This window comes from Methylobacterium sp. CCH5-D2, from assembly GCF_001556475.1.
GTDB classification, from domain to species: domain Bacteria; phylum Pseudomonadota; class Alphaproteobacteria; order Rhizobiales; family Beijerinckiaceae; genus Methylobacterium; species Methylobacterium hispanicum.
Genome location: NZ_LSIX01000241.1, coordinates 1 through 1,848, shown reverse-complemented (window position 1 = coordinate 1,848; position 1,848 = coordinate 1). Strand labels below are relative to the sequence as shown.

Sequence of the window (1,848 nt, the reverse complement as noted above, 5' to 3'; positions counted from 1 at the left end):
ACCCCCGCCGCCCCCGCCGGCCAGGCACCGCAGGATGCCGGCCTGCAGCAGGGCAACCTCGTCGCGCCCGTCGCCCGCACGGGCGAGACGATGATCGCCATCGACAACGTCAGCAAATGGTACGGCGACTTCCAGGTGCTGACGAACTGCACCACCAGCGTCGCCAAGGGCGAGGTGGTCGTCGTCTGCGGCCCCTCCGGCTCGGGCAAGTCGACGCTGATCAAGACCGTGAACGCGCTGGAACCCTTCCAGAAGGGCCAGATCACGGTCGCGGGCACAAAGGTGATGGACAAGTCCACCAACCTGCCGAAGCTCCGCTCCCGCGTCGGCATGGTGTTCCAGCACTTCGAGCTGTTCCCGCACCTCTCGATCACCGACAACCTGACCATCGCCCAGCGCAAGGTGCTGGGCCGCGGCGGCGAGGACGCGAAGAAGCGCGGCCTCGATCTCCTGGCCCGCGTCGGCCTCTCGGCCCACGCCCACAAGTTCCCGGGCCAGCTCTCGGGCGGCCAGCAGCAGCGCGTGGCGATCGCCCGGGCACTCGCCATGAACCCGGTGGTGATGCTGTTCGACGAGCCGACCTCGGCGCTCGACCCCGAGATGGTCGGCGAGGTGCTCGACGTGATGGTGGAACTCGCCAAGGAGGGCATGACCATGATGGTCGTGACCCACGAGATGGGGTTCGCCCGGAAGGTCGCCGACCGGGTGATCTTCATGGACCGCGGCGAGATCGTCGAGGACGCCCACAAGGACGACTTCTTCGGGAAGCCGCGCTCCGAGCGCGCCCAGACCTTCCTGTCGAAGATCCTCCAGCACTGAGAGGCGCGGTCCCGGTGCCGAGAGGCCCGAGGCCTCTCGCGGGTCCAGGCAAGGGGTCTGGTTCCGGCCCTGGCGGTTCGGCAGAGCCGATCCCGGAGCGCTGCTCCAGGACCCCGCCGACGGACCTCCGGCCCTTCGGGATCCCGGGCTGACGGATCGGAACGCCTCGCTTTCGCCCCAGAGCGCGCGCATCGGCGTTAACCGATCCTTCACCAGAGCCCGCGAGCGTCCGACCCGATGCCGAATGCCGCGCCCGCCCTCCTCGCGCTCGCCGCGCTCCTCGCCCTCGCGATCACCCCGGCCGCGGCGCACCCGCATGTCTGGGTGACGGCCAGGGCCGAGGTCGCCTACGCCTCGGGCCAGGTCACGGGCATCCGCCACAGCTGGAGCTTCGACCCGGCCTACTCGGCCTTCGTGACCCAGGGACTCGACAAGAACGGCGACGGCAAGCTCACCCCGGACGAACTCGCGGACCTCGCGGCCGAGAACACCAAGGGGCTCGCCGAGTTCGGCTACTTCACCAAGCTGAAGGTCGGCGGCAAGGAGCAGGCCTTCGCCGATCCGGCCGAGCCCCGCATGGCGATGGAGGGCGACGCCCTCACCATGAGCTTCCTGCTGCCCCTCAAGGCGCCGGTCACGCAGGGCCGCGGCGTCCTCGCGCTCGAGGTCTACGATCCGACCTACTTCGTCTCCTTCGGTCTCGCGGAGGGCGCCGACGCCGCCAAGCTCGCGGGTGCGCCCGCCGGCTGCGCGGCGACGATCACCCGGCCCAAGGCGCCGGAGACCAAGACCGCCGAGGCCGGCAAGCCGGGCATGACCGAGGCCTTCTTCGAGGCGCTCACCGCCGCCTCCACCTACGGGGTGCAGTTCGCCCAGCGGGTCCTCGTCGCGTGTCCGTAGGCGTCGCGGTCTCCGAGCCGCCGCGGGGGCGCCCGGTCCTGCGGCTCGCCCTCGTCGCGGGTGCCGTGGCGGCAGCGGGTCTCCTCGTTGCCGCGCTGGCCTGGCTCGTGGCGCCGACCATCGCCGCCC

The 1,848-nt window shown here is 71.1% G+C and carries 2 protein-coding genes; both read left to right on the top strand.

Annotated elements, in window-relative coordinates; translation table 11 throughout:
- Positions 1-90: 90 nt before the first annotated feature.
- A complete protein-coding gene (locus tag AX737_RS06320; protein ID WP_082772918.1) occupies positions 91-819 on the top strand; it encodes an amino acid ABC transporter ATP-binding protein in 729 nt (242 codons plus the stop codon).
- Positions 820-1,056: 237 nt separating this feature from the next.
- Entirely contained in the window at positions 1,057-1,719 is a 663-nt protein-coding gene (locus AX737_RS06315; protein WP_066919922.1) for a DUF1007 family protein, read from the top strand.
- Positions 1,720-1,848 lie beyond the last annotated feature (129 nt).